30 protein-coding genes are annotated in these 24,979 nt (G+C 34.2%); 7 read left to right on the forward strand and 23 right to left on the reverse strand.

Annotated features, from left to right (window positions below; genetic code table 11):
• Nucleotides 1-85: 85 nt before the first annotated feature.
• The 6 genes from AC3WVA_RS14995 to AC3WVA_RS15020 all read right to left on the reverse strand — a co-directional run bounded on the left by AC3WVA_RS14995 (nucleotide 86) and on the right by AC3WVA_RS15020 (nucleotide 3,843).
• Nucleotides 86-661 carry a histidine phosphatase family protein gene (locus AC3WVA_RS14995; protein WP_098345368.1) on the reverse strand — a complete coding sequence of 192 codons (576 nt, stop codon included), beginning with the start codon at nucleotides 659-661 and terminating at the stop codon, nucleotides 86-88.
• Between the two features lie 157 nt (nucleotides 662-818).
• Nucleotides 819-1,460, reverse strand: a complete 642-nt coding sequence (locus tag AC3WVA_RS15000; RefSeq protein WP_098345369.1) for a DUF3885 domain-containing protein — start codon at nucleotides 1,458-1,460, stop codon at nucleotides 819-821.
• Between the two features lie 50 nt (nucleotides 1,461-1,510).
• Nucleotides 1,511-2,602: a serine hydrolase gene (locus tag AC3WVA_RS15005; protein ID WP_098345370.1), complete on the reverse strand. Its 1,092-nt coding sequence runs from the start codon at nucleotides 2,600-2,602 to the stop codon at nucleotides 1,511-1,513.
• 100 nt (nucleotides 2,603-2,702) lie between these two features.
• Nucleotides 2,703-3,338, reverse strand: a complete 636-nt coding sequence (locus tag AC3WVA_RS15010; RefSeq protein ID WP_048527191.1) for a cupin domain-containing protein — start codon at nucleotides 3,336-3,338, stop codon at nucleotides 2,703-2,705.
• A gap of 161 nt (nucleotides 3,339-3,499) precedes the next feature.
• Nucleotides 3,500-3,661 carry a hypothetical protein gene (locus tag AC3WVA_RS15015; RefSeq protein WP_000109009.1) on the reverse strand — a complete coding sequence of 54 codons (162 nt, stop codon included), beginning with the start codon at nucleotides 3,659-3,661 and terminating at the stop codon, nucleotides 3,500-3,502.
• A 65-nt stretch (nucleotides 3,662-3,726) separates the two neighbouring features.
• Complete coding sequence (locus tag AC3WVA_RS15020) at nucleotides 3,727-3,843, reverse strand: multidrug transporter MatE (RefSeq protein ID WP_071757427.1); 117 nt, start codon at nucleotides 3,841-3,843, stop codon at nucleotides 3,727-3,729.
• Nucleotides 3,844-3,884: 41 nt separating this feature from the next.
• Between AC3WVA_RS15020 and AC3WVA_RS15025 the strand changes: the two genes are divergently transcribed.
• A complete protein-coding gene (locus AC3WVA_RS15025) occupies nucleotides 3,885-4,307 on the forward strand; it encodes a YfmQ family protein (RefSeq protein WP_048527190.1) in 423 nt (140 codons plus the stop codon).
• Nucleotides 4,308-4,360: 53 nt separating this feature from the next.
• Here the strand turns inward: AC3WVA_RS15025 and AC3WVA_RS15030 are convergent, their stop codons facing one another.
• Genes AC3WVA_RS15030 through AC3WVA_RS15050 form a run of 5 tightly spaced genes read right to left on the reverse strand, consistent with a single transcriptional unit; the run spans nucleotide 4,361 to nucleotide 10,152 of the window.
• On the reverse strand, nucleotides 4,361-5,194 hold the full coding sequence (locus AC3WVA_RS15030; RefSeq protein WP_098345371.1) for a hypothetical protein: 834 nt from the start codon (nucleotides 5,192-5,194) through the stop codon (nucleotides 4,361-4,363).
• Nucleotides 5,195-5,214: 20 nt separating this feature from the next.
• Nucleotides 5,215-6,477, reverse strand: a complete 1,263-nt coding sequence (locus AC3WVA_RS15035; protein ID WP_142320965.1) for an MBL fold metallo-hydrolase — start codon at nucleotides 6,475-6,477, stop codon at nucleotides 5,215-5,217.
• On the reverse strand, nucleotides 6,474-8,144 hold the full coding sequence (locus tag AC3WVA_RS15040; RefSeq protein ID WP_098345373.1) for an ABC transporter permease: 1,671 nt from the start codon (nucleotides 8,142-8,144) through the stop codon (nucleotides 6,474-6,476). Before AC3WVA_RS15040 ends, AC3WVA_RS15035 begins: the two co-directional genes overlap by 4 nt.
• 12 nt (nucleotides 8,145-8,156) lie before the next feature.
• On the reverse strand, nucleotides 8,157-9,182 hold the full coding sequence (locus AC3WVA_RS15045; protein ID WP_088315112.1) for an ABC transporter substrate-binding protein: 1,026 nt from the start codon (nucleotides 9,180-9,182) through the stop codon (nucleotides 8,157-8,159).
• A complete protein-coding gene (locus tag AC3WVA_RS15050; protein WP_098345374.1) occupies nucleotides 9,160-10,152 on the reverse strand; it encodes an ABC transporter ATP-binding protein in 993 nt (330 codons plus the stop codon). Before AC3WVA_RS15050 ends, AC3WVA_RS15045 begins: the two co-directional genes overlap by 23 nt.
• 161 nt (nucleotides 10,153-10,313) lie before the next feature.
• Here AC3WVA_RS15050 and AC3WVA_RS15055 point away from each other — a divergent pair, with 161 nt between their 5' ends.
• A complete protein-coding gene (locus AC3WVA_RS15055; RefSeq protein WP_098345375.1) occupies nucleotides 10,314-11,207 on the forward strand; it encodes a LysR family transcriptional regulator in 894 nt (297 codons plus the stop codon).
• 40 nt (nucleotides 11,208-11,247) lie between these two features.
• Here the strand turns inward: AC3WVA_RS15055 and AC3WVA_RS15060 are convergent, their stop codons facing one another.
• Nucleotides 11,248-11,772, reverse strand: a complete 525-nt coding sequence (locus AC3WVA_RS15060; RefSeq protein ID WP_048527183.1) for a COG3014 family protein — start codon at nucleotides 11,770-11,772, stop codon at nucleotides 11,248-11,250.
• Between the two features lie 97 nt (nucleotides 11,773-11,869).
• Complete coding sequence (locus AC3WVA_RS15065) at nucleotides 11,870-13,138, reverse strand: MFS transporter (protein WP_098345376.1); 1,269 nt, start codon at nucleotides 13,136-13,138, stop codon at nucleotides 11,870-11,872.
• A 118-nt stretch (nucleotides 13,139-13,256) separates the two neighbouring features.
• Between AC3WVA_RS15065 and AC3WVA_RS15070 the strand changes: the two genes are divergently transcribed.
• From AC3WVA_RS15070 to AC3WVA_RS15090, 5 genes are all read left to right on the forward strand, one after another.
• Nucleotides 13,257-14,471, forward strand: coding sequence for a helix-turn-helix domain-containing protein (locus AC3WVA_RS15070; protein WP_098345377.1), 1,215 nt, complete (start codon nucleotides 13,257-13,259; stop codon nucleotides 14,469-14,471).
• 66 nt (nucleotides 14,472-14,537) lie between these two features.
• Nucleotides 14,538-14,717, forward strand: coding sequence for an H-type small acid-soluble spore protein (locus AC3WVA_RS15075; RefSeq protein ID WP_001025740.1), 180 nt, complete (start codon nucleotides 14,538-14,540; stop codon nucleotides 14,715-14,717).
• 184 nt (nucleotides 14,718-14,901) lie between these two features.
• Nucleotides 14,902-15,237 (forward strand): antibiotic biosynthesis monooxygenase family protein, encoded by a 336-nt coding sequence (locus AC3WVA_RS15080; protein ID WP_048527180.1) that lies wholly within the window; start codon nucleotides 14,902-14,904, stop codon nucleotides 15,235-15,237.
• 2 nt (nucleotides 15,238-15,239) lie between these two features.
• A complete protein-coding gene (locus tag AC3WVA_RS15085; RefSeq protein ID WP_098345378.1) occupies nucleotides 15,240-15,839 on the forward strand; it encodes a dienelactone hydrolase family protein in 600 nt (199 codons plus the stop codon).
• Nucleotides 15,840-15,998: 159 nt separating this feature from the next.
• Nucleotides 15,999-16,358: a hypothetical protein gene (locus AC3WVA_RS15090; RefSeq protein WP_098345379.1), complete on the forward strand. Its 360-nt coding sequence runs from the start codon at nucleotides 15,999-16,001 to the stop codon at nucleotides 16,356-16,358.
• 27 nt (nucleotides 16,359-16,385) lie between these two features.
• Here the strand turns inward: AC3WVA_RS15090 and AC3WVA_RS15095 are convergent, their stop codons facing one another.
• The 10 genes from AC3WVA_RS15095 to flhB form a co-directional block, all read right to left on the reverse strand.
• A complete protein-coding gene (locus tag AC3WVA_RS15095; protein ID WP_142320966.1) occupies nucleotides 16,386-16,784 on the reverse strand; it encodes a DUF5367 family protein in 399 nt (132 codons plus the stop codon).
• Nucleotides 16,777-17,361 carry a TetR/AcrR family transcriptional regulator gene (locus tag AC3WVA_RS15100; RefSeq protein ID WP_417902561.1) on the reverse strand — a complete coding sequence of 195 codons (585 nt, stop codon included), beginning with the start codon at nucleotides 17,359-17,361 and terminating at the stop codon, nucleotides 16,777-16,779. Before AC3WVA_RS15100 ends, AC3WVA_RS15095 begins: the two co-directional genes overlap by 8 nt.
• An 87-nt stretch (nucleotides 17,362-17,448) precedes the next feature.
• Nucleotides 17,449-17,619, reverse strand: a complete 171-nt coding sequence (locus AC3WVA_RS15105) for a DUF3951 domain-containing protein (protein WP_048527177.1) — start codon at nucleotides 17,617-17,619, stop codon at nucleotides 17,449-17,451.
• A gap of 62 nt (nucleotides 17,620-17,681) precedes the next feature.
• The gene (locus AC3WVA_RS15110; RefSeq protein ID WP_000425935.1) at nucleotides 17,682-17,993 is read right to left on the reverse strand and encodes an AzlD domain-containing protein; all 312 of its coding nucleotides are present in this window, start codon (nucleotides 17,991-17,993) and stop codon (nucleotides 17,682-17,684) included.
• Nucleotides 17,984-18,709 carry an AzlC family ABC transporter permease gene (locus AC3WVA_RS15115; RefSeq protein ID WP_098345382.1) on the reverse strand — a complete coding sequence of 242 codons (726 nt, stop codon included), beginning with the start codon at nucleotides 18,707-18,709 and terminating at the stop codon, nucleotides 17,984-17,986. Before AC3WVA_RS15115 ends, AC3WVA_RS15110 begins: the two co-directional genes overlap by 10 nt.
• Complete coding sequence (locus AC3WVA_RS15120; protein WP_098345383.1) at nucleotides 18,702-19,538, reverse strand: TrmB family transcriptional regulator; 837 nt, start codon at nucleotides 19,536-19,538, stop codon at nucleotides 18,702-18,704. Before AC3WVA_RS15120 ends, AC3WVA_RS15115 begins: the two co-directional genes overlap by 8 nt.
• A 162-nt stretch (nucleotides 19,539-19,700) precedes the next feature.
• Nucleotides 19,701-20,474: a flagellar basal-body rod protein FlgG gene (locus AC3WVA_RS15125; protein ID WP_098345384.1), complete on the reverse strand. Its 774-nt coding sequence runs from the start codon at nucleotides 20,472-20,474 to the stop codon at nucleotides 19,701-19,703.
• 42 nt (nucleotides 20,475-20,516) lie between these two features.
• Nucleotides 20,517-21,827 (reverse strand): flagellar biosynthesis GTPase FlhF, encoded by a 1,311-nt coding sequence (gene flhF, locus AC3WVA_RS15130; RefSeq protein ID WP_098345385.1) that lies wholly within the window; start codon nucleotides 21,825-21,827, stop codon nucleotides 20,517-20,519.
• Nucleotides 21,828-21,841: 14 nt separating this feature from the next.
• Nucleotides 21,842-23,908: a flagellar biosynthesis protein FlhA gene (gene flhA / locus AC3WVA_RS15135; protein WP_048527172.1), complete on the reverse strand. Its 2,067-nt coding sequence runs from the start codon at nucleotides 23,906-23,908 to the stop codon at nucleotides 21,842-21,844.
• A 23-nt stretch (nucleotides 23,909-23,931) separates the two neighbouring features.
• On the reverse strand, nucleotides 23,932-24,978 hold the full coding sequence (gene flhB / locus AC3WVA_RS15140) for a flagellar type III secretion system protein FlhB (protein ID WP_098345386.1): 1,047 nt from the start codon (nucleotides 24,976-24,978) through the stop codon (nucleotides 23,932-23,934).
• Between the last annotated feature and the right edge of the window lies 1 nt (nucleotide 24,979).

A 24,979-nucleotide genomic window follows, 5' to 3' on the forward strand; every position in this document is an offset into this window, starting at 1 on the left:
ACAGCCTCCTTTAACATATATTTTTTATGTTACAAAGTCATACTTCTACAATAACATCTCTCTTTCCTCTTTTTTTGATAAACTTTTACAAATTATTTATCTGATGACCCGTATTCTCTATCCTTTCGGCAGAAACTAAATCTTCATTATGAAAATTCAACTTAAATATATCAGGCATACGAATTGTTTTCCAAAATTGAAAATCATATTTTGAATCAAAATAATTCATGAGTAATACCATAATATTCCCATGAGTTCCTATTACAATATTCTTATCTTCATATTTTTTTAATATATTTTGCATACATATTACAGCACGCCTTTGCGCTACATCATTCGATTCTCCGCCTTCGTGTGCAAAATCCCAATCTTCCCACACCTTTTGGACCGCATCATTAAAATCTGTTACTGGCTCTTTACTTAATAACCTTTCTCGTAAATCTTCTTCTATTTGTATCGATACATTATATGTATTTGCAATTCCTTGTACCGTTTGAATCGCCCTTTTATACGGACTAGAAATCACAACATCAATATGCTTATCTTTTAATAAGCGTGTTACATTCTCTACATCTAAGTGCCCTTTTTCAGATAAGGGACGTACCCTTTCATCTTTTGTATATATAGAGTGAGCATGGCGAACGAAATATATTGTCGTCATTTATTCATCTCCCTTTTCTGTTTCTATCCAAATTCAATACATTACCATCAAATCCCTTTACCTTTATAATAAGCGCTGTCAAATTTGAATGTTGATTTTCATATTAATAAAAGGGAAACACCTCTATGGTATTTCCCTCATTTAAAATAGACTACATTCAATTAAATACCTTATCAATTTTATTTCTATCGTATTCTAATATCCAATCATTATATGTATGATAAATATCTCTAATTGTATTAGAAGAGGTAGCTAATACATCACAACCCCTATCATCATAAACGTGAAATATAGTATTCTTGTTAATATTTATGAAATACACCCTATGAAAAATACGCGGTTTTATTCCCATATCTTGATTACAAATTGCTTTTAGCATAGGAATGTATTTCAAGTCTGAAACTTTACATTTCAAAGTATATCTATGAGTTTTATATACCCCGTCTTCATCGTCTTCTGGAAAAATATAAGGGATTGTATTTTTCTGTAACTTAAACAAATCGGACTTCGCTTTTACATACTTAGAAAAGATATTCAATTTGTGTTTGAAAATTTCACCGTCTGCATAGTCATTTACATCCACTACGATATAAATATCATCTTCTGTTGCATGTAAAGACTGAAATAAAGTAATCGCTCTATTATAAACGCCTTCTAAATATGAGCAATTTTCATAAATGTTAGTGCAATCATAGTTCACGCCTAATCTAAAGCGAATACCAATAGCTCCATTATAAAATAGAGGTGGTCTAAGTTCTAAATTTGGAAATGTTTCAAGCATATACTCATTCAACCTCATCTCAACACCTACCTTTAACCGCATCTTGTTTACATAATAAAATTATTCTATTATAATTTATTTCTGAATTCCTCACTTGTTATAATATCTCGAATAAAATAATCTACATTATTTCTCAGCTTTTGATATGCAACCTGATCTTCTATATCGTTAAACATAATGACAGCTTCTACCTTATTGCCCTTCTTATCTGTACTATACAAGCTTTTTGTCAATACGAATGTGGTAGAACCACCTTTTTGACCAGCATATTCGAACTTACTATTTTTAACTGTTCCTTTGAAAATGTTCTCGATTTCTTCTTGCATTGATTTTGGAAAATACTTTCTACTATTTATTTTTTCCATTATACTCATATAATCTTTAGCGTTTGCACCCACTAATCGATCTGACCAAATTCGCTGAAATTCCATATCTACCTTTAATGGGATATCCCGTTTTTTCCATTCTTCTTCATCTTTCATCCATTCATGAATTTGTAACACATGTTTATTATACTCATCCTTTGACATGTTACGTATCATTTCTAACGATTGATTTTCTGGCTCATGAAGCTCTTTTTCTACATACCCCCTCATATATAGTGAAGCGGTATACGATGTGAACTTGTCATGACTAGTAAGCTCTAATTCTTTTAAACTATCATTTACCCTTTCTATTCCAAGCTTTTCTAACAAATATGTTGTATTTGCATTAGAACTATAATGAATCATTCCTTTAGCGACTTCTTCTAAAGCGATTTGTCCATTTTTCACTAATTCTCTCGTTTTGACATCTTCTAGCCAGTCAGGATGCGCTCCACCATCAGTATCTTTAACGTAATATTTTTCTAGCTCGTGCAATGAAATTTGTTCATCTCGACTTATTTTTCCTTCTGACACTTGCTTAGCAAATTCAACTGCTATTACGATTTTTGCCGTACTCGCTAAAGGCAATTTTTTATTTTCATTTATAGAAGTTAATACTTCTCCATTTCTTTTAATAAGTAATGAGCATGTTTCATCATCTTTATGTTCTTTTATGTACTTTAATACATAACCAGGATCTTCTTTTGACAAATAGTACTTCATAATGACAAAGAAAGCTATAACGGCTACTATAATCACTCCTGCAACAATTCCTATAATCTTTAATATGTTCACAATATGCCCCCTCTAATAAATCCGCTTCTATATAATCATTATAACGAATCAAATTACAAATTTATACAAAACAGAGTAAATCTTCCTAAAAAAGAAAGAGTTACTCTATTTCACATGATGTTATTTGTCCATTTAACGTAACGACTATATTTGAATCGTCACTTTCTTTAACACTTTTTAGTCGATTTGAATTAGGAGGACCAATTACAACTGACTCCTTAATTGGCGAAAGTTCCTTCCCTAATTTTTCTGCACTTACACCATATGCAGCTTGAAATACTTCTGGTGGTGTTAATCTAAGTATGTCTGACCCTTCTGCTGTTTCAAACTGATCATTATTGAAGAACAAATGTAATTGTACTTCTTCTGTTACCGCTGTGATCCAATGCCACCATCCCATTGGAATAAATACAGTTTGCCCCGCTTTTACATGATAATTTTGCAATTGATTCGTTTCAGGATTTAAAATGGATGTAACTGCTTCTCCTGATACAACAACATCCAACTCCCACGCATTCGGATGCCAATGCGGTTCTCGCATATGCCCTTTCGTCATAAATAAATCAACAAATGCTCCACCTATCATCGCTGGTAACTGCGTTGACGTAACTTCATATGCAACGTTTTTCTCATCCCTTTTAAAAAAGATATTTTTTCTCGAATCAAAGAAAAGGTTTGGAGTTCCTGAGCTTTTCTTTAAATTTTTATTATCTGGAACATAACCTGAACTACTCATTTTATCCCTCTTTTCCACTCAGAACATTTCCATCTTCACATTGTATCGTATGGAAAAAATGTATGAATGTGCCTAATCATTCACATAACAAAAAAACATGCCTTCATGATGAGAGCATGTTTTGTGATATTATTCACATTATTTAGTTAAAAAATAAACTTTTACTTACCATGATGTAACATTAAATCACTAAGTTCTTCTTCAATGTGATTTAATTTCGCAACGCTTTCTTTCCATTTATGAATATAACGTGAAACCCCGACAATAAATAAAACAATAATTGTGGAAAGAATAATACCATACACGATTGTTACAGTACTCATAGTTACACTTCCTTATAATTAGTAATGTGGTTATTAGTTATATTTTTATTATAAACCTTTTTCTTTTAAAATACTTCGATTTCAACTTTTTGTAACAAAATTGATTTTTCTAACATTTCGTTCATACAAATGGCATATTTTTCACAAATTATACAAAACTTCACCATATGTACTATTACCATATGAGTTATATTATTTAATAGGAAAAAGGGGATGATATACTATGACGACTTGGTTTATTGTTATGTTAGTTGTATTTGGGGCATTTAAAATTATCGTTTCGAGCCTTCCTAACACTGTTATTGAATCCATTATTAGCAAGTACGAAACACATCCGCAACTTGAAGAAGAGAATGCGACTGTTACAATCAATGGAAATAACTTAGAAGGCGAACAAAAATCTAAAATTATTCATGATTTTAACGAAGGTTTATTTTTAGATCGCTATTATGCACCACCGCACAATGAGGGTACGCCTTTAATTATCAATGCAAAACGTGGCAAAAAAGATTTTATCTTTTACATTTATAGTCATGAAGAACATGTTGATGTTGTAAAGCAATATAAAAAGAAGGTAGTTGCTTATAGTTTACGCTCTAAAAACCTTCAAAATAATGATATGTTCGTGTCAGCTGATTTAGCTTAATACTCAGATATTAGAAAAAGGAATCCATATATGTATGGATTCCTTTTCACTATTCACTGAAAAATAAGCTCTGTCTTCAAACTATCTTTCGGCAACAGCCATCCTTTTTGATCTAAACTCTGCATTAATAATTCTCTTTGTTTTTTTGCAATACTTTCCTCTTTTGTTTTAAACGACACTTCTATTACGAAATCATCTTCTATTTTCCCAGTATTACTTAGTGGCCAAACTTCAATATTCGTTTTAATACTTTCAAATTCAGCTGTATACCTTTTCATTAATACAGGGCCATAAATACGAGAATTTTCGAGCATTTCTTCTCCCCAATTCGTATACAACCATTTGTTCATTTTCCCTGGTAACTTTTCTAGTAACATGTTTTGAGCTGCTCGTTCGTTTGGTAAATCAAGTACTCCATATCCTTTAGCACTGTAGCTTTTCTTATTTGAAATACTTAACGTTTTCTTCTCAAATCCCCAATCTATTTCTGCCTCATAGTTATCGGTTTTACTATCAAACCCATCATTTTTAGCCACTTCTAGTGCATCTTGAATTACACCATTTTGAATAGGATATCTTTTTTTATATGTTAGCTCAAAATCTTTACTAAATTCTTTCTTTCGAATTCTCGCAAACCAACCTTCATTACTTAAATTTTTATTTGTCGTATCTAAAAATTGCACTTGTATTCTTTCATAATTTTTAACAGCCTGGAAATATTCTAGTACCTCTTGATTTATCTCTTTGTTATATCCTAATACTTGTTCTGGTTTTAATAATAACTTCACTTCAAAACTAGGTGTCATTGGACTGGCAGCAAACCCTTCCTTAACGTTATACAGGAAACAACAAAAGAAAATACTTACGAATACAAATACTTTTTTCATATACCGATCTCCTTTATATTTTAAATGACTTCTATACGTTCCTTAGTAAGTGAGTACACATTTTCATACCCTGCCGTGCTAAGCTTTTTCTGTAATCGATCCGTATCCTCTTTCAAAGCGTGTACTAACACCGTATGTTCTGGTAATAATGTATTTAACATCTCTTTCACATCTCTTATACTTTGGTGAACTTTATACGGCACTCGCTTCACCCTACATTCCTTATCTACACGTTCTTTCAAAACTTTTTCTGCAAAACTCCCTTTCGCAATATGTCCAGTAAAGATAATGGAATTTCGTTCTTCATGCCGGAGTTGTTCATAATATAACTGCGCTCGCTTCGTTTGCATATTCGCATCATTCATTACAACTATTCCATAACTATTTTGCGTACAGCTGTCATCATCCATAACAATTATGTTTCTTTTTAAACTCTCCATAAGCCCTTCAAGTTCTTCATTGTTTTTGATCCAATCTTTATATACTAACATCTCCTCAAATCCATCCAAAATTTCTTGATCTACTATAATGGGAAGTTCTTTATATTTTTCATATAAATACAATACGATATCTTGCGCCCTACCAAGCGGTGGCAACGGTAGTAATGCTATTCCTTTCTTCTGCGCAACCCGCTCAATTTCTGTACATAGTTCCTTTATTCGTTCATGTTGCGAAACATCATCAGTATGATAAGCGGCATCTACGATTGCGACTTTTATATCGCCGTGCAACTTCTCAGGTAAATTAGCTCGAAGTATGTTAGACTCTGCTGAATAATCGCCAGAATAAAATACATATGTATGACTCATATCCACTAAAAACCAAACAGCGCCTAGTACATGCCCACTATACCCCCATTGAAAACGCAATGTAGGTGTAATCTGTATCCATTCATTCGGATTGCTAATCTCATCAATATATACATAATTTAAATCTTTAACATTTTGGTCGGTATAAGGTACATACCATCCTTGCGCCAAATTGTAGTTTCGCCATTTTTCATAATAAGCAGGGAGTTGCTCCTTCGTATAACGAGTCGTCCAAATTTTTTTCTTATATCCATACTTCGCTAATAAAGGTAAACCCATCGTATGATCTTCATGAATATGTGATAAAAATACTGCATCTAAAAATGGGACAACTTCCCTCTCTATTTTTGGATAACTATCCTCATATGATCGATTAATACCACAATCAAATACTATTTTCGTCTCTTTATTTTTTACGAAGTAGCAGGAACGACCATATTCTCCCGCTCCTCCCCATACTTCTACCCTCATCATGCTACCCCTTTTCGCTTTTGCTCCATATGTTGCAGAAGTAATAAACATACTGTTGTAAGTCCAACTGAAACGACAGCCATCGCCATTCCAATAGATACTTCTCCTTGTTCAAATTGAGCGAAAATAAATGTTGCTGACGTTTCTACTGATGGAGGTAGTACGAGAAGCGATGCTACTAACTCTCTTATCGAGATTGTAAATGTCATTGCCCATCCGGCAAGAATACCCGGGATAATAAGAGGTAATATTATTTTTCTAAAAATATAAATATAATTTCCAGAAAAAATACTTCCTGCCTGTACAAGAGAATCATCAATTTGACCGAGCGATACTTTTACATACTGCACCGTATAAGGTAAAAAAAGAACGACGTACGTTACGATAACCATGACTGGCGTATTGTAAATTGACAGGGGCATATAGGGTGAATTCCAAAACAAAATAAGCCCTACAACCATCACGATTCCTGGTACCATATTCGGTAACATACCGCACATATCAAGCCATTTTTCAGAGGACTTTTTCCCCTTTCGAATCATAAGCGCCAAAAAGACTCCAATTATAGCGGCCATTACCGCTGTTATAAGTGAAAAGAGAAAACTGTTCCATAGGGCTTCTAATCCTGGGGATCCAATTGTAAACAATGCTTCATAGTGACTTGTTGTAAAGTTATTTACATGTAAGCCGCCACCTCTTAATTTCGATAATGAAGCAATAAGTATAGAAAAATACGGGATTCCAATTGATACGATTAATAAACCCATTACATAAACCCATGCTACAAAGCGCGTAAAGATAGACAATGTATACCTTTTAGATTTCACACCTTTTCCACTCACCATTGCATATGAGTACTTTCGATTCAATACATTTTGCATATACCAAATGAGCATACATGCACTAAGCAATAAAGAAGATAATGCTGTTGCACTACTAAAATCAATTGGCCAACTCGAAATAAATTTATGAATCTCTGATGTTAACACATGAAATCCTATTCTTCTTCCGAACGTAGCCGGTGTTCCAAATTCAGCAATCGTCTTTACGAAAATAAGTAAAGCACCCATTACATAACTTGTTACTAATAACGGCAATATGATTTTTCTTAAACGATAGAAAAATCTCCCACCATGAACTGCTGCAGCTTCTTCTTTACTACTCCCAATTTGAAGTAATGTATTCTTCAACATGAAGTAAAGGAATGGGAATAAATGAAGACTCATTATTAAAACCATACCACCTAAACTAAAAAACGAAGATGATATTGTCTTTAGCATCGGGAAAAACTGTTCGAAATAGCCGTTCGACTGCATGAACAAAATCCAGCCCATCGATCCAATATACGGCGGTGTCATAAATGGAATCATAAAAATAATATCTAACTTACTATACTTTCCAACATCTGTTTTGCTCATAATGAACGCTAATGGAAATGCAAATATGGTTGCTCCTATGACTACGAGTACACCTAAAAGCATCGAGTTTAGAAAAATCCCAGCTAATCCACCACTCTGCATCACTTCAAAAGGCTTTAAAAAATTCCAACTACTATTTTCATATACACTAGAAAATAAAATGAGAAAAAGCGGAATGACGATTAACATCGCCACAAGTAATAACGCTAACGTCATTCCAACGTGTCTTACTGATATGAATCGATTTACCATGTAATCACCATCTTATTGAAATACTTTCTTAAATTGTTTTCCTATTTCATCTTGTTCTTTCTCAACTGTTTTCCAATCAATATTTAATACTGGAATCTCTTCTACATTCGGTCTATTTTCAGCTTTCATATCTGTTCTACCTGGCAATAAATACGCTTTAGCAATTTGTTTTTGCACATCATCTGATAATAAATAATCAATAAACTCTTTTGCACCTTCTACGTTTTTACTATCCTTCATAATCCCTGCTGCACGCGGGCTAATAACTGTTCCGCTTTTTGGATAAACAATATCAACCGATTCACCCTTTGCTTTTGCACTGTACGTCATATAATCAACGCCCGCAATGACCATGTCTTTCGCACCTGTTACTACTGGATCTAACGCTTCTTGATTTGCCCCCGCTACTGTAACTTCATTTTTCTTAAGCTGTTCAAATAAATTCCAACCATCTTTTCCATTCTTTTTCACATATCCTGTTACAAAGTCTAAAGCTGATCCTGAAAGCGCTGGATCTGGAAGATTCACTTTTCCTTTCCATTCCCCTTTCGTTATGTCACTCCAATCTTCAGGCGCTGTCTTCACATTTTTTGTGTTATACACAATCCCTAACGCTGAAGCACTATATCCAAAATAATGTCCTTTATCATCCGACCATTCAGAACGAAGCTTATCAGCTTGTTTCGCTTCTTTATAAGCTAACGTTTGTCCATCCTTTTTTAATCCTTCCATCGCTGGTAACGACGCAAGTACGACTACATCCACGACTGGATTTTTCTTTTCAGCTTCCATTCTCGCTAAAATCTTACCTGTTGTTCCTTGAAACATTTCTACTTTTATACCTGTTTTCTTTTCAAAGTCCTTTTGAATCTTTTCTGCTAATCCTTTAGGTCCTGCACTATATACAACAATTTTCTTTTCATTCGTCGTTTTACTTTTCGCATCTGCATTGCCTGTCTTTGAACTACACCCTGTTACTACAGCCGAAAATAATAAAGTACATACAAATAAAGACTTAAGCGAACTGAATTTCTTCATACGATTCTCCCCCTATATGATGAATACATTTTTTGGGCACATATAACGATACTGGTTTACCGATGCTTAATTTACTATTGTGATAAGCTGTCCATATTCCAAGTGCACCCATGTTTACTTTCATTTCATACCGTTCTCCTACATATGTAACGTTCTGAATTTCACCTTTATACATTTCGCACACTTCATTTTTCGTCCAGCTTACATGCTCTGGCCGAACCATTTGTTTTCCCTCTACAAGCCAATTTGCTTTACCAACAAATTTTGCAACAAATTCATGAGATGGCTTCACATAAATGTCTTCTGGTGTTCCTTTTTGTAGTACTTCTCCTTGTTTCATAACAATAATTTGATCTGACATTGACATAGCTTCTGTTTGATCATGAGTAACATACAATGCCGTTAAACCAATTGAATGAACGATGTCCATAAGCTCTAATCGCATTTCTTCTCGCAAAATCGCATCGAGTGCACTCAGCGGTTCATCAAACAAAATAAAATGCGGTCTCGTTACAATCGCTCTAGCAAATGCGACACGTTGTTGCTGTCCACCAGAAAGTTCATGCGGATATCTTTTCTCCATCCCTTGTAATCGAACTCTCTTTATTGCATCTTCAACTTTTTCCCGTAATTGATTCGTTTGCTTTGTAGCTCTTAAACCAAATGCAACATTTTCAAACACTGTCATATGTGGCCATAAAGCAAAATCTTGAAATACCATCCCGATATTACGTTCATGAGGAGATGTTTTAATTTTTTTCTCACTAGAATACATGCACTTATCCCCAAAATATATTTCACCTTTATCTGGCTCTTCAAGTCCTGCAATCATTCTAAGTAAAGTCGTTTTCCCGCATCCAGAAGGTCCTAAAAGTGTGGTGAATTCGCCTTGTCTCATGACAATTTGTAACGGTTTTAACGCCTGCGTTTTTCCAAACTTCTTTTCTAATCCATAAATTTTAATATCCATCGTATCACCTCTCTCCCCTCACTATTAACTTGCTTTCATTCTATATGGAAGATTTATACTGAATATTAATGTACTGTAAAGATTAAATTAAAAAACTTCTAATAAACTATTTATTTCTATAGATTTTTTCTATAGTTAAAATAAAAAGGCGGCAACTCATAATGAATCTCTTAAAATTAGAAATTGTAGTACTTATTAAGAAATACAAAAAACTTACGATTGTTGCAGAAAAACTTGGTGTGAAACAACCTACTATTACATTCCATATAAAAAGTTTAGAAGAGGAACTCGGTGTACCTTTATTTGAATTACGTTCTGGAAGATATTTCTTAACAGAGGCTGGTGAGGCACTGCATCATTATGCTTGTAAAATAGATGCGCTTATGAAAGAAGCTAGACGGGTCACACAAGAGTTTAAAGATTTTCATAAAGGTGCTATAACAATTGGTGCTAGCTATGTACCAGCGACTTATCTTTTACCAGAAATCATTCACCAATTTCAATGCGAATTTCCAAATATAAAAATAACACTTATGGTAAAAACCGCTCCTGAAATTCGGAAGATGCTACAAAATCATGAAATTGATCTCGGTGTAATTTCCGCAGCACCGTTCGATGAATCACTTTTACAAAAAACAAAAATAATGCCTGATACACTTGTTCTTGCTTTCTCCAAAGAACATCATTTTTCAAAAAAAGAAAATGTATCATTACAAGATATTGAAAAGGAACGTATATTATTGCATCGTAATCCATCTACAACGAGAGATTTACTTACAAAATGGATGTTAGAACATAACATTACGTTCCAATCTGAAATTGAATTAGATTCATTAGAAACGATGAAACAAATTTTAAAATATGGTAATGGAGTGGCTTTTATTTCTAAACTCGCTATCGAACAAGAAGTACACCGAAATGAGCTATGCTATATACCCATCCCTGGATTTGAATTTCAACGTAACATTTATACGATTCATCATGAAGACAGATGGAATTCTAAAATTATTTCTTTTTTACTACATAACATCACTTCTTATGCAGCAAAAAATTAAAAGGCTGTCGTTATATACGACAGCCTTTTAAACTATAACTCTATTTATTTTTCTTCGCTTCAATTTTTGCTTGCGCCTCTTCAGCCTTATCTAATGCTTCTGAAACTTTTTTCTCTTTTTCTTTCACATCATCTATACTATCGACAGCTTTAATAAGTTTATCGATTCCTTCTTCTTCTACTTTTCTCCGCTTTGCTACTCTTTCATTCACTTTCTCTTCTACATCTTTTGCTTTTTGAAGCATATTCTCTGCATTTGATGTTACAGCTTTTTCAAGTGCATCGTCTTTTTTCATTTGTAACACTTCATTTGCAATGTCTTTCGCTTCTAAATACTTACCATCTTTTAATGCTGTAGCTCCGCGATCCATTTTCTCAGCCATTTCTTTATATGATTTCGCTTCATTTCCTGACTTTTCTTTTTCCGCTTTTTCAAACCACATCGTTGCATCACTATATTTTTCATCTTTCAATGATTGCATACCTGTATCAATATACGTGCCATAATTACTACATCCAGCCATTACGACTAACAGAAAAAGCATAACAAAACTTAATTTTTTCATGATGTTTTCTCCTTTTCTTTGTCTGCTCACTATACTGTAACATACATGAAAAAGAGTTTCAAAAACTAAAATACTAATTTGGTCATTTTTATTATTTTCAAACGGACACATCTACTTGTTTTTTCGCCATATGCTGCTTTACCCCAACTAATACAACTAACAATAACCCTCCGCCTATTGTCATCATAACAATGCTAGTTGGCAACATGTCTAATAATAATCCATATACAATCATACCGAGTGGCGCGATTGCAGTAGCAATTGTTTCAAGTAGTCCAAACACACGCCCTAAGTAGCTCGGATCTGTCGTTTTTTGCATATGTACTTGCATCGGAATATTTACAATCATAATTGCAATACCCGTTAACATCATAAAAGCAATATAGTAAATAAAACTTGCCACTTTTGGAATGGTAACTAACAACGGGAATACTGTACATAAACTTAAACCTGCAAATAAAAACAGTCCCGTATAAATAGAACGAAACGGATTATTCACTTCTTTACGCACTGATAAAGCAATCGCCCCCATTAGCATCCCGACTGCTAACATTCCCTCTACAGTACCGAGTTGCTTTGAAGATAAATGCAATGTATGGACGATAATATATGGAAGCGCAACAGTTAGCCCACACGCAAAAAAGTTTACCCACAGCGCTATTTTCATTAAACCATATATTTCATGCTGTCGTTTTACATATGCAAATCCTTCTTTTATGCTCGTTAAGAAATGCTCCTTACTTTCAACCATTTCTTTTTTATATAAATCAAATACGATAAATAATTGCAAAATAACCGCTAAAAAGAACGTAATACTATTTAATAAAAAGAACGACTTAATGGAAAAGAAACCAAATACAACTCCGCCAATAATCGGCCCTAAAATATTTGATAAAGAAGCTGCCGTTTGATTTAAAGCACTCGCTTTTTGAATACGTTCCTCATTTACTAAACTCGGAATAGACGAAGTTAATGCAACAGAATAAAAACTGGCACAAATTGATAATAATGTTGCTGAAACATAAATAAAAAGAAGTGATGGTCCAAATATAGTAGCAAGAATAAACATAATAAGCATCGTTAAGCTACTTAATAAATCAGTACCAATGACAAGCCATTTTCGATTCACACGGTCAGCTACAGCACCCGCAATCGGACCACAGATCATCCTTGGAAGTGATCCGCAAACGAGCGTAGTTGCAAAACCCATTCCTGAACCAGTTGTCTTTAAAACGTATAACCCCATGGCAAATGTATAAATTCCTGCCCCTAATAAAGACGTCATCTTTCCAATCATCATTAAAATAATATTTCTCGTTGCAATCTTCATTCTTGCATCATGTTGACCTATACTTACATCTCCCATAACGACTCTCTCCCCTTAAAAGTTAAATTGTGTTAAACTTATTATATAATCGACTTTCTAATTTTTACAACAAAAAGTTAAATACAATTTAACTTTCCAGTTATAAAGGAGCAATAATATGGCAACTCTCGGCGAAAAAATTAAAGCATTACGAAAAGAAAAAAAACTTACACAAACAGATCTGGCAGGTTCGGAACTTACAAAAAGTATGCTTAGTCAAATTGAAAATGGAAAAGCTACACCTTCCATGAAAACATTACAATATATCGCTGAAAAACTAGAATGTGAAACGAGTTTTTTATTAGAAGATGATGATGGAGAAATTGTAGAACTCATTACAAAAATGGAGCAACTCATAAAGGAAAACAAATGTGATGAAGTGTATGAGACTTTACTACCTATCGTTCAAACAGAGCTACCTTCTACTTTAAATACAGCTCGTTTATACAAACAATTTGTAACTGCTGCGGCGATTATGAAAGATTACGATATTGAATCTTACGTAGAAAAAGCTGTTTCTATTTTCGAAAAATATAAGTTATACCGTGACAGTACGGAAACAAAATTAAAATTAACTTTTGCGATATTCACACGTAAAAAGTATGCAGAATGTTTACAACTTATATCTAATATTAGAAATGACTATGAAGAGAAACATTTAGAAATGGATCTTATTATACATATTGAATTATGTTTATATGAAGCCATCATATTACTAGCATGTGGCGATTATGAAAAATGTGAAGAAACGATATTAGAAGCACTCGCATTTTCAAAAAAGCATCAAGTGTATTATAAAACAGACGAATTTTACCGTATTTTATCTTACCAAAAAGTGATTACAGTCGATAAAGAGCAATATTTATATTACATAAAAAAATCTGAGCAATTTGCCATTTTTACAGAAGATACTCTATCCATTGCGATAATTGACATTTTAAAAGCTTACTACTACAACACGATTACTAATGAATATACAATCGCATTAAAACATCTAGAACAATTTCGAGAAAAACTAAAAGATCAACCCATTTTTCAAGACGACGGATTGTATTATCTTGAAAAAGGAAAAGCTTTATACGGATTAAAACGTTACGAAGAAGCTTTACAAGCATTGCAACGTGGTATTATACCAGATTATATGAACCATCCACTGGATCAAGCATGGCTTACAACAGCTGGTGCATATCGTGCACTTTGTTACGTTAAACTGAATGATAAAAAAAGAGCTCTTGAAGAAGCAACAAAAGCAAATAAAATGATACAATCGTATCCAGACTCTATTTTCTCTTCTTTTATTAAAGAAACATTACAAATAATACAAAAACTTTAAGAACGTCTCGAAATGGTATATTATTCCTCTTTTTTAGCAAAGATAATAATGATGGGAGGAATATAAATGAATATTCAACGTGCAAAAGAGCTTTCTGTGTCAGCGGAGCAAGCGAATGTTAGTTTTCAAGGCATGCCTGTTATGATTCAACACGTCGACGAAAGCAATGAAACCGCCCGCATATATGAAGTAAAAAACCCAGGACGCGAATTAACAGTTCCAGTTAATAGCTTAGAGGAAATATAAGAAATGCCACTTCATTTTTTTGAAGTGGCATTTTTCTTTTTTTAGATTACTTATTATAAATTTCTTCTATCTTCTATTTTACAGGAGCTGAAAAAATAAGAATTTTCTACTTCTTTTCTTTTTGTGACCTGCTAAAATACAAACTATGGATTAATTATTCACACTATATTAAGGAGGAAAAATAATGGCATCTAATTTAGAAAAAAACAATTCTTATTATGCAGTTATATTCACTTCCAATTTATCTAATGATACAGCAGATTATAGTACAGTTGCCGATAAAATGGAGGAACTCGCAAAACAGCAACCTGGATTTCTAGGTGTAGAAAGTGCGCGAGATCATTCAGGGCTCGGAATCACAATTTCTTATTGGGAATCACTTGAAGCAATTGAAAATTGGAAACAGAACGCCTTACATAAAGAAGCGAAAAAAAGAGGCCGTGAGCAATGGTATGAAAACTTCCATCTGCGTATATGCCTTGTCGAGAAAGAATTTAAGTTTCATAGAGGTACATTGTAGCGATGAAGAAAAAATTAGCTCTCGTTGTTGTTCATGAAATATATGGTGTGAATGACCATATGCATCACGTTATCCACCACTTCACTTCATCTCATATAGATGTATTCTGTCCTAATCTTCTACAATCGCACCATGCATTTCATTATAGTGATGAAGAAAAAGCATATCATTTTTTTATGCATCATATTGGATTTGATGAAGGCAAAAAGAAAATTGAAGAATTCATTATTCATCTTTCTAATAATTATACACATATTGGACTTATTGGCTTTAGTGTTGGCGCTACTATCTCATGGCTATGTAGTAACAATCCGAAAATAGATTTTATTATCGGATGTTACGGTTCCCGTATACGTGACTATATTCATATAAAACCAACATGTGCTACCTTACTTATTTTACCTGAAAAAGAAGCTAGTTTTTCAGTATCCTCTTTCATTCAGTCGTTGCAGCAACAAAAAAATCCTTTATTAGAAATTAAACAACTACATGGTGAACATGGGTTTCTAAATCCGTACACTGAAAAATATAACGAGCACTCTACAAAGCAAGCATACTCTCTAATAGATGCATTTCTTGTAAAAAACACTTTTATAAAGTGAAACTTTAATCAGTGGGGGTTTTCTTCATCCCCCACTGATTATTAGTTGAACCAATCGGACTTTTATGGGCAGTTGATCCCCCCACCTAAATTCTTTGCTTTCGCTGAATTTTGAGGTGGGGGTCTTACTGCCCATTAAAGTCGGATAAAGGAGAGCTAAATGACACTTACATTACTCTTACTTATTTTCATATTCATTGCCTTTATATTTGTGCTAACTATCATTTTTATAACAGTTAAAAAAGGGAAGTTTTCCAAACGTCCCTACTTACAATCTATTATCGTTTACATTTTATTTTTTACAAATTGGATCTTATATTTAACATCTTTTTATTCGTTACTCCCCGAGAAAGTTAGCGAGTTCATATTCTTGCCCATTTGGTTTGTTCTTTGTATTTTAGGATGTATCGTTTTCTGGCGCGAATGGCGAAACAATCGTGTGTTCTCAATATGTATCGGTTTTCTTTCCATTATTAGTTTTCTATTTGGGTTATTGTTGTTAGTTCTTTCAGGGATGTAAATGTTGTAAAGAGGATAACATACCTCTTTACAACATTTTTTTTCGTTCCATGACGAAAGGGATCGTTAAATATAATGCATAGGCAATAACCATCCAAATGGTAAATGATATAATTTGCTGTGAGGAGAATTGTGAGAATAGATTAGAAGAATGATATAAGATGTAAGAATCTAAAATTAAACCGATTGCTGTACCGCATATACCTAACTTAATAACTGCATATTTCGTAGTATCTAGTTTTTTGTATAACCACATTACAAAGTATAAAGCTATAGCTGTTCCTAATTCAAGAAACGTCAATTGTAGAAAAAATCTATTTGAAGTGTATTCTAATAAAAAGGAAGAACCGAAAATAATGAAGAATGCTGAGGCAAAAAACCAAACGCCAATCGAAAATAAAATAGTGAGCCAAAATTTATTATTCACTGTCATTACCTCCCTTTTGTAGCACTGTAACCTTTTCCAATAGCATATATAAATCACCATATACTTTCTCTGTAGAAAAAGATGGATTGAATAATGCTTGCAATGCCAATCCATCAATTAATGCATTACATAAAACGCTCCATGTTTCAGTTGAAATTTGAGATGTCATTGTATCTCCTATTTTTTTATTTAACACTTCTTTTAATTCTTGATTTTCATAATGTAACAATCCACCAATTTTATCTTTCATCGCATCATTTTGTAATCCACTAGCTACTAATTGAAAAAACAAATGATGATACATTGAATCCTTCACACATCTACTTTCCGCAGACTGTAAAGCCTTCTCTAACTGTACATCCTTTCCTATTTGTTCCCATGACGCTTTACAAAATGATTCAGTTACTTCAAGTAATAATTGATCCTTCGTTTTAAAATGATAGTATACGGTACCTTGCGTAACTTGAGCACTTTCTGCAACTGCTTTTAATGTCAACCTTTCCATCCCGTGCTCTGCAATAATTGATTTTGCTGCTTCTAGTAACTTCTCTTTATTAACAACATTCGGTTTTGCCACTTCTACGACCTCCTTTTAAGTTAGTTGGATAACTAACTTAAAATATACAGAAAAATCAGATAAAATAAAAGGAAGAAAAGCCACCATTCAACTTTTCTTCCTTCTATGTTTACCTTTATCTTTCACTGTCACTGATTCACAAGGTGTATAATATATTTGAGGTGTCGCCTTATCAACAAACATCATAAACGTAATGAAGCCGATAATAAAGAAAATAAACAACGTTAACAAAATTGCTCCTATCGTTAAAAGTATCATAACACCACCCCTATATCTTTCATGTTATTACACTTTTCGCTATTATATGAGCGTAATCCTTTTTAGAAAAAGAAACGTAACAAAATAATCACAATCACTCCTGTTAATACTGTACCTAATAAACTACGAGTATATATTGCTACAAGAAATGTTGGAATTGCTGCAATAAGATAATCCCACTGCATCGTTTCATGCATAAATAATACTTGTGCTAAAAGTGCTGCTAATATCGCAATTGGTATGTAATTTAACCATTTTAAACCCCAGTCCGGAATTTGAAGTTTGCTAAATACGAGTAGAGGTAAAATACGTGGCACAAGTGTGACAGCTCCTGCTGCTAATAAAAGTAGTATTACATCCAATCTCATTTCCATTTTTCAATCACAACTCCAATCGTCGCAGCTAGTAATGTTGCGATAATAACCGCTATACTATCTGGCATAAATAAGTGTGAAACGTATGCAATTATAATTGCTACAATTGCAACAGTAAGATGAATTGCTAGTTTCGGTTTACTACTTATGAGCTGAAGGACAAATAACCCGATAAACATTGCTGGTAATGCATAATCCATGCCGTACGTATGCGGATCTGGTATCCACTCACCAAACAACCCGCCAATAATAGTAGCAAGAATCCAATTTAAATATGCTGTGACATTTAAACCGATCATCCATCTTTCACCTAAATATCCTTTTTGCGCTGCATGCTGCACAGCAACACCGAACGTTTCATCTGTAATTTGAGAACCGATTATTACGTTTTTTAGTAGAGGAAGTTTCGTAAAGTACGGCGCGAGCGCAGCACTCATTAAAAGGTGGCGTAAATTAACAAAAAAGACGGTAAAAATAATTGCTGAAGCAGGCGCACCAGCTGCATACATACCAGCTAATATAAATTGGGCAGAACCTGCATAAATTAAAGTGGACATAAACGCAATTTCAACGATGGAGAAACCTGCTGTTTTTGCGATTACACCAGCTGCTATACCGATGCTTAAATAACCAAATACAGTTGGTAAACAATCTTTTACTCCTTGCTGAAATGTATCATCCCTTTGCAAAGCTACATGTGCCTGAGCTTTACTCATCCGTATCATCCTCCATTCCTTTCATCGTTCGTTTTCCTGTTACGACATGGACTAAATCTATATTTTCACGCCATAACATATCTAACTTATCAGCTCCAAACTCCTTCGTGATTTCTTCGACCATAATATCGTGCCGTACATACTCTGTAGCAACGAGAACTAAAGCTGGATCATATGTTGTAACGGCCCATGAAGTACTATCATTTGAGAAGTTCGCAATTAATACTTCCTCTCCATCACGAGCAATAACAGTTAAATGACCACCCATTCTCTTTTCTACAACGTGGGGTGTCATATAATTATGGTGAAACGTCGCGCCTATTTTTGTATTTGGAGCACCAAATAAGATTGAAAATATATGTACACCTTCCTTTTCTTTCTGATGAATATATGGTTCAATTTCATGTACTTGATCTTCCCAAATAGAAATCCATAACTCTTCCTTCGCTCTATTAATTATATTGCAAATTTCTTTTACAACACGATCATTTGAGCGAATATGCGAAATTACATCTATTTGTCGCTCTTGTTCTAAACCATTTAATTTCTCATCTAAAAATTCAAAGGACTTTTCAAAATCTTTTCGCATTCGATTCATTAATTCGGTAGCTGGTACTGGTACATATTTTACTGGTTCAGTAGGAACGATATGCACTGCTCCTTTATCCATTAACTTACCGAGTACCTCGTAAATCATAGAACGAGGTACTCCTGTTTGTTTACTCACTTCATACCCAGTTACTGGGGAATGTTTTAGTAGTCCAATATACGCTTTACATTCGTACTGGGAAAAACCTAGCTTTTGTAACTCCTTTATAATTTCATCCATCGGTAATCCCCTCTCATTCTATATAACTCTCATTTCCAAACAACATATATATTAGTAGTTATTAGTATACCTACTAATATAAAAAAGCAGACCCGCAAAGTCAATTGATAATTCTGAAATTTAAAACTAAAATAAAAAAAGACTCCCGCTAACGGAAGTCTCCTATCTCAATATTTCATTCGCTTCTTTTTCATAAATTTTATCAAATGAAGTCATAACGCGTTGTGACGCTGAAATCATTTTTTGATCCGTCATAAGATCAGCCATCTCTTTCGTCATATCTACATTTGAATTTTCTAGCATATGATTTTTTACTGTCCCTACTCCGTTCGGTAAATCAGCAATGTTTCCTTCTGCTAGTGTAAAGCTTTTGTTCTCTCTTTGTACGAGACGATTATTCGCTTCTGCACCTACTGTTTTTGTTTGCAGGCGAGCAATATTATTTTGTGTTACCGCATCATATAACGTACCGTCTGCTTGTACAGCGACCTTTACTCCTTCTGGAATACGAATACGTTCATTATTCTCTCCCATTACGAAAGCACCTGAAGATGTTTGTAAATAACGATCACTATTTAATGTAAAACTACCGTCTCTCGTTAAAAACGTTTCATCGTTTTTAGATGTAACGAAAAACGATGCTGTGCCAGCAATTCCGTCGTCTAAAAAGAAATCTGTAGCACTATTTGTCATTTGAATATTTCCTTGTACTAAGTTCACATGCGTTGCTGCTGGTACTACAGCGTAATCGACCGAACCGATATTTGTTACAGCACCATCTCCGCGGCGATATGTATCTTGTACATCAAATACTTTAGAAGTCATATTTTCTGCTTTAAATCCTGTCGTTTGAGCATTTGCAACGTTATTCGAATGAACATTAATACGCTGCATGTAATTCATCATACCCATAGAACCTATATAAAGACCGTTCATACTCGTTTGAATAAGGCGGTTGCCTTATCCTTCACCTCTTTTCTATGATGTTTGCAACATTTGTTTCGCTAAATGTTCAGCTGTAGCGATATGTATATGTTGCTTCACGTCTTGTCCGTCTGTCATTAAGACAATTGGTGCTGATGATACTGCTGGAATTTTCAACAATTCACCACTACTTGCTGTTTCATCAAATTTCGTAAATACGATACCATCAATATGAATATCTTTAAAGTTCGTAATGATTTCAATCATGTCTTTACTTTTCATCGAAGCTGATAACGTTAAGCAAATATAATCTGGCTCTACTTGTCCCATCGTTTCAATCATCTCTTCCACTGTTTCTGACGCACGATAATTTTTTCCGGCTGTATCTATTAAAATATAATCGACACGCGCTTCTTCTTTAAAGTACGTAAGCGCTCTTGTCATTGCAGCTTCATCACGCACAGCGATTACTTCAAATCCAATTGTCTTTACGTAATCTTGCAGTTGCTGTACTGTTCCAATGCGCGAATGGTCTGTCGTAATAAAACCGACCGTTTTTTTCTTACCGTGAAATTGCCATGCCATTTTCGCAAGTGTCGTCGTTTTCCCAACTCCAGTTGGACCGATTAATGCAATTGTTTGTACTTCTTTTTCAAATACATTCTCCGTATTGAAATGAGATCTCATATCTTCCAATATATATTCGATTACTTCTTCTTCTGTAATCATCGTCGCATTCTCAAACTTCACTTTTAACTTTTCAGCATATGCATGAATGAAGTATTGTTCTACATCATTTTGCTCTAGCATGCGAATTACTTTTTGAATAATAAATGGTACAGATTCTTGCTTTTCTTTTTTTACAACAACTTCTTCTTTCTTAACGGGAACGACTTTTTTCACAGTTTTTTGCTTTTTCGTTACTTTCTTTTCTTCCGTCTGTTTCACAACGACGATGCCTTTTTCAAACAGCTTTAATAGTTTCTCTTTCTTTCTTGTCCATTCTTCACTATTTCCTGTTTGCATCGCTGCGTATGACATGGGAGTCGTCACGTTTTCTAAATTGTGCAGTACCGATTGAATTCCGTTCGCCTTCACAATTTGTTCTGAAGGATCGTTTACAACATCCATTAATTGTTCATGAAATTGAGCTGTGCCTTCGTTCACTTCTTCCTGTTTATCCTCTGGAAAAGCGACTAACATTTCATAATTCTTTTTCCAAAAAAACGGGATGTTTCGTTTTACACTTTCATCGACAACGTAATAATAATCTGTACCATATTGGTCAAATAACTTTCGATACAATTCATTTTTCGAAGCTGCTTTTATTCGCATTAACGCTTCTTTCTTTTCTGTACTTTCCATTACTTCACCCCCTACTATTCAATATAGGCAATTTGATCTACAACAATCTCTGGTGCTAATTCGCTAATACAAAGTACTTGTGCTTCTATTTGATAACGCTCTAGCAGTCTTACAATCGCAAACCTAAAGTCTTTTCTGCGCGTTAATAATACTGGTTCTCTTCCCATTAAGCGGGCTTGTTTAAATACGCGCTGTACTTGCTCAACGACTCGCGATTCCAAATCTAAATCCCAGTTTAATAAATAACCTTGATAAGAATTGTTCACAACGTCCGCATCTAATTCGATTGAATCTGAGAAGAGCGCCGCATAAATTTTACCGTCAGGATTTTTCGCATTTTCACAAATAACTTTTGAAATACATTCACGGACGAATGACGTTACACCGTCAACATGATTTTGATAAATTTCTTTTCCGTCAATAATACCTTCAATAATGGTTGGTAAATCACGAATAGAAATACCTTCTTTTAAAAGTTGTTTAATAACATTTTGAACGAGTGATAAGTCAATTTCTTTCTTCTTAATCTCTTCTAATAAAACGCCGTTATCATTTTCAAGCGAGTTAATTAAGTCTTTTACATGTTGACGCTGAATTAACTCATGCAGATTACGTCTAACGACAACATCTAAATGTGTAATTAATATGCTAAGTGGCTCTAATACTTGGTAGCCTTTCATTTGTGCATCTTGTACCATATGCTCTAAAATCCAATATCCATCTTCACCGAAAATTGGATCTTTCGCTGGCTCTGCATCTAAATCGGCCATAACATTCGGTGTTTTCAGTGCTAATAAGTAACCTGATTTTAAAACACCTTCAGCTGCCTTCGCACCTTTAATACGAATAATGTAACGTCCACGTGGTCTAAAACTCGTATTATCTTTAAAATTAATACCAGGAACGTTAATTCCAAGGTCGGTAATAATCGACTTCCTCATCAGAACAACTTTATCACGAGCTGTTTCCCCGTTAATTTTCTGCTTTACAAGTGCTGCTAAATCTAAACCAAGTTCTACAATAATTGGATATTTATCTGTAAATACTCCGAATGAATCTTCCACTTGTTGCAGTTGTTCATCTTCGCCTTGAATCATTTCTATTTCTTTTTGAAGCTCTTCTTCTTTTTCTTTCTTTATTCGGTTTTTATTACGAATTCCTAAGAAAATAATTGTTCCACCAACGAGTGCGAATGGTAGAAATGGTAGCGGAGTAAAAATACCCATCGCTATAAATAAACCACCAAGCGCATATACAACAACTTCATGCGCTAATAACTCTTTAAAGATTCCTTCTGTTACTGTATCCGGTGAACCGTCAAATACACGCGTTACGATAATACCGGTTGAAATTGCAAGCATTAACGAACCGATTTGGTTTACGATTCCGTCACCGACAGTTAACTGTGTATAGTGTATAGCTGCTTCAGCAAAACTCATGCCCTGCTGCATCATACCAACAATTAAACCGAAAATAATGTTTACGAATAAAATGACAATCCCGAAAATAACGTCCCCTTTAATGAACTTTCCGGCACCATCCATCGCCCCGTAAAACTCTGTTTCCATATTTAATTTTTTTCGTTTTGCCTGTGCATCTTTTTCTGTAATAATGCGCTGGTTTAAATCAGCATCGATTGACATTTGTTTCCCTGGTAAAGAATCAAGTGTAAAACGAGCTGCTACTTCAGCTGTACGAGATGCACCGTTTGCAACGATAAACTGGAATATGATTAATACTGTAAAAATAACGATACCAATTAATAAGTTCCCACCAATTACGAACTGGCCGAACTCTTCAATAACATGACCGGCATTTCCGTCTGTCAAAATCGCTCGCGTCGTCGATACGTTAATCGATACGCGGAAAATCCCGATTAATAACAACATCGTTGGAAATGACTTTAATTCATCCCACTCGTTAATACTTGTCGCTCGCATATAAATAAGCACTGACATACTTAGTAGAAAAACGATAATGATATCAAGTATAAATGGTGGAAGTGGAATTAAGAGCGCCACTACGAATGACGCTGCTAAAAAGATAGAAAAATAGGTTCTTGCAGAATCTATCTTAAACAAAGAGATCTCCTCCAAACGCGCTATTATACTTCAAGTTCATTCGTTTGAATTAAATAGCGCATAACTTCAATTACAGCTACGTATAAATCTTCTGGAATCGTCTCATCTTCCTCGACTTGATAATATAAAGAACGAGCAAGCGGACGGTTTTCCACCATTGGTATTTCTTGTTCACGGGCAAGCGTTCGTATATATAATGCGAGCTCATCTTCCCCTTTTGCAACGACAATTGGTGCTGCATCAACGTGTTTATTGTACCGAAGTACGACCGAAATATGAGTCGGGTTATTTACAATAAACGTTGCGCCATCCATCTTCTTCGCAATTGTTCCTTGCAATATGGCGTGCATAAAGTTTTTTCGTTTCCCCTTTACTTGCGGGTCCCCTTCATTATCTTTATGCTCTTGTTTTACTTCTTCTTTTTTCATCTTAATATCTTGTTCGTACTCCCATTTTTGATAAATAAAATCAATAATAGAAAGAACGATTAATATAATTAAAATAGCTAAAAAGATAAATTTAATTTGCCTAATAATTTCAGTAAGTGACGCAGTCCAGTTAAATCCAATCATACTAACGATCTTCTCTAAATTCTTTTTAAAGAGCACGTAAGCGACGTAACCAATTAACCCCATATAAAATAGTGATTTCAAAATATCTACTAAACTTTTACGACTAAACAATCTCGTAAAATAGTTTTTCGGGTTAATACGCGACGCTTTCGGCTTAATGACTTTAGAAGAAAATAAGAAACCGACTTGAATCATATAATTAAATAAATGAAAAGCGTATACGAGTATTAAGATTGGAGCTGATACTTTTAATAGTAAAATCCCCATTAAATAAAAATACTCGGTCGAATCTGTACTTTTTCCAATTTGATCAAACAGCACCGCTACAGAATTTGCAATCTCATAGCCAAGCCAATCCCCGAAAAAATAAACGACAACTGCTAATACAAGTATGGAAAATAAATTATTTAAATCTTTACTCCGGGCAATATTCCCTTCTTCACGCGATTTTTTACGCTTCTGCGGGGTGGCCTTTTCTGTTTTATTATCCTTTGCCATG

The sequence above is a fragment of the Bacillus sp. EB106-04-02-XG92 genome (genome assembly GCF_058791995.1).